A 2,899-nucleotide genomic window follows, 5' to 3' on the forward strand; every position below is an offset into this window, starting at 1 on the left:
GCGGCGGGGGCTTGTCCTGCTGTTTCGGCGGGGCCTGCGGCTGTTGCGCCTTCGGCGGCGGTGCGGCGACGGGCGGCTGCAGGGGGCTCGCCGTCTGCTCCGGGATGACGGGCGGATCGGGCGTGATCTCGCCCGCCGGGACCGGATCACCGGGCGTGGCGAGCGCCGTCGCGTCGCCGCCGCTCGCGATCGAGGCGGCGACGAGGGCCGCCGTCATAGCGCCCAACGCCCGTCGCGCGACGCCCCGACGCCGCGGGTGGGCGCGAAAGTCCAGTGGTGACATCCCGTGATGAGCAGTTACGATGCCCATCATTGCAGGCGCCAGCGGCCTGCGCTGTTAACGCTCGATGTCGATCGCCAGCGACGCCGAGCGGGTGACTCCCAAGGGATTCCGCCGTTGCACACTCGCTTCACCGGTCCGCACGCCGCCGCCCTCGCCGGCGTCTCGGCGGCGCTGATCGCCGCGGTGCTCGGCGCCGGTGTGGCCGGCGCCGACAGCCAGCAGGACCAGTTCGTCGCCCTGCTCGCCCAGCAGCAAATCCCCGCCACCGACAACGTGCCGGGCCTGGTCTACCGCGCCCACGAAATCTGTGGCGAGCTCGACCACGGCGCCTCGTTCGACGCCGCGGTGGACGAGGAAGTCAACACGGCCTACGCGGACAACCCGTCGCTGCGGATCGTCGGTGACCGCGTGCGGCGCACCGCGGTCAAGTTCATCACCGCGTCCGTACAGGTCTACTGCCCGGCCCATCAGGGCCAGCTGCCGTAGCCCGCGGCCGGGCCCGGGCGCCGCGCCCCGTTCCCCGCCGGGACGGGCGGCAACGGTTCTGAACGGGCGTTGGTAACACGGAATTAACAGCGGTTGCATAGTGTTCGGGGTTATGGATCGCCAGAAGGAATTTGTCCTGCGCACGCTGGAGGAACGGGACATCCGCTTTGTCCGGCTGTGGTTCACGGACGTGCTCGGTTTCCTCAAATCGGTGGCGATCGCCCCGGCCGAACTCGAAGGGGCTTTCGAGGAGGGCATCGGCTTCGACGGCTCCTCGATCGAAGGGTTCGCGCGGGTCTCGGAGTCCGACACCGTCGCCAACCCCGACCCGTCGACGTTCCAGGTGCTGCCCTGGGCCACCGCCTCCGGTCATCACCACTCGGCGCGGATGTTCTGCGACATCACCATGCCGGACGGGTCGCCGTCCTGGGCGGATCCCCGCCACGTGCTGCGCCGACAGCTGCAGAAGGCCAACGACCTCGGCTTCTCCTGCTACGTGCACCCGGAGATCGAGTTCTTCTTGCTCAAGCCCGGTTCCGACGACGGGTTGGTGCCGCCGGTTCCCGTCGACAACGCCGGCTACTTCGACCAGGCGGTCCACGACTCGGCGTCGAACTTCCGCCGGCACGCCATCGAGGCCCTGGAGTTCATGGGCATCTCGGTCGAGTTCAGCCACCACGAGGGCGCGCCCGGGCAGCAGGAAATCGACCTGCGTTTCGCCGACGCCCTGTCGATGGCCGACAACGTGATGACGTTCCGCTATGTCATCAAGGAGGTCGCGATCGAGAACGGGGCGCGGGCGTCGTTCATGCCCAAGCCGTTCGGGCAGCACCCGGGCTCGGCCATGCACACCCACATGAGCCTCTTCGAGGGCGACGTCAACGCGTTCCACAGCACCGACGACCCGCTGCAGCTCTCCGACGTGGGCAAGTCCTTCATCGCCGGGATCCTCGAGCACGCCTCCGAGATCAGCGCCGTCACCAATCAGTGGGTGAACTCCTACAAGCGGCTGGTGCACGGCGGCGAGGCACCCACCGCGGCGTCCTGGGGCGCGGCGAACCGGTCCGCCCTGGTGCGCGTGCCGATGTACACCCCGCACAAGACGTCGTCGCGCCGGGTCGAGGTGCGCAGCCCCGATTCGGCCTGCAACCCGTACCTGGCGTTCGCGGTGTTGCTGGCGGCGGGGTTGCGCGGGGTGGAGAAGGGTTACGTGCTGGGCCCGCAGGCCGAGGACAACGTGTGGGATCTGACCCCGGAGGAACGCCTCGCGATGGGTTACCGCGAGCTGCCGACGAGCCTGGACAGCGCGCTGCGGTCCATGGAGTCCTCGGAGTTGGTCGCGGAAACGTTGGGGGAGCACGTGTTCGACTTCTTCCTGCGCAACAAGCGCACTGAATGGGCGAACTACCGCAGCCACGTCACGCCGTACGAGCTGAGCACCTACCTGTCGCTGTAAGACGTGTCGATGCGGCGGCGCGCCGCTCGTGCCTGAAGCGCCGGGGGGTGCGCTACCGTCGTGGTCGTGACCAGACCCGCGACGCAGCGCCCCCGGCTGCCCAGCGTAGGTCGGCTCGGGCTGGTCGACCCGCCCGCCAACGACCGGCTGAGCCAGCTCGGCTGGTACGACCACGACGACCAGCCCCACGTCGACCTGCTGTGGTCGCTGTCGCGCGCACCGGATCCCGACGCCGCGCTGCGGGCACTGATGCGGCTGCGGGAAAACCTCGGTGCGGGCTGGGACGAGCTCAACGCCGCCCTGCTGACCGAGCGCGCCCTGCGCGGGCGGCTGTTCTCCGTGCTCGGCTCGTCGCTGGCCCTCGGCGATCACCTCGCCGTGTACCCGCAATCGTGGAAGTTGTTGCGCGGCAACGTCGTACTGCCCAGCCGTGACCGGCTGCACGAGATGTTCACCGAGTGCCTGGCCGAGACGGACGCCGCCGAACCGGTGCAGACCCGGCTGCGCACCCGCTACCGCGACCAGCTGCTCGTGCTGGCGGCGCTCGACCTGGCCGCCACGGTCGAGGACGAACCCGTGGTGCCGTTCACCGAAGTGGGTGCGCACCAGCTCACCGCTGCGGCCTTCCGGGCGCAGCCCGGCGTCGACCTGGAAGAACGCCTCGGACGCTGCCG

At 69.8% G+C, this 2,899-nt stretch carries 2 protein-coding genes and 2 pseudogenes; 3 read left to right on the top strand and 1 reads right to left on the bottom strand.

Going from position 1 to position 2,899, the window contains the following annotated elements:
- A pseudogene (locus A5714_RS06995) lies at positions 1-217 on the bottom strand (hypothetical protein); the annotation flags it as partial.
- 180 nt (positions 218-397) lie between these two features.
- Between A5714_RS06995 and A5714_RS07000 the strand changes: the two are divergent.
- From A5714_RS07000 to A5714_RS07010, 3 genes and pseudogenes are all read left to right on the top strand, one after another.
- Complete coding sequence (locus A5714_RS07000; RefSeq protein WP_068073224.1) at positions 398-769, top strand: DUF732 domain-containing protein; 372 nt, start codon at positions 398-400, stop codon at positions 767-769.
- A gap of 112 nt (positions 770-881) precedes the next feature.
- Positions 882-2,225, top strand: coding sequence for a type I glutamate--ammonia ligase (gene glnA / locus A5714_RS07005; RefSeq protein WP_068073222.1), 1,344 nt, complete (start codon positions 882-884; stop codon positions 2,223-2,225).
- Positions 2,226-2,285: 60 nt separating this feature from the next.
- Positions 2,286-2,899, top strand: a pseudogene (locus A5714_RS07010) (bifunctional [glutamine synthetase] adenylyltransferase/[glutamine synthetase]-adenylyl-L-tyrosine phosphorylase); the annotation flags it as partial.

The sequence above is a fragment of the Mycobacterium sp. E2462 genome (assembly GCF_001672685.1).
Classification (GTDB): Bacteria; Actinomycetota; Actinomycetes; order Mycobacteriales; family Mycobacteriaceae; genus Mycobacterium.

What these genes read in the sequence shown, in the direction of transcription:
- glnA (WP_068073222.1), top strand. Translation starts at nt 882, where the DNA reads ATGGATCGCCAGAAGGAATTTGTCCTGCGCACGCTGGAGGAACGGGAC.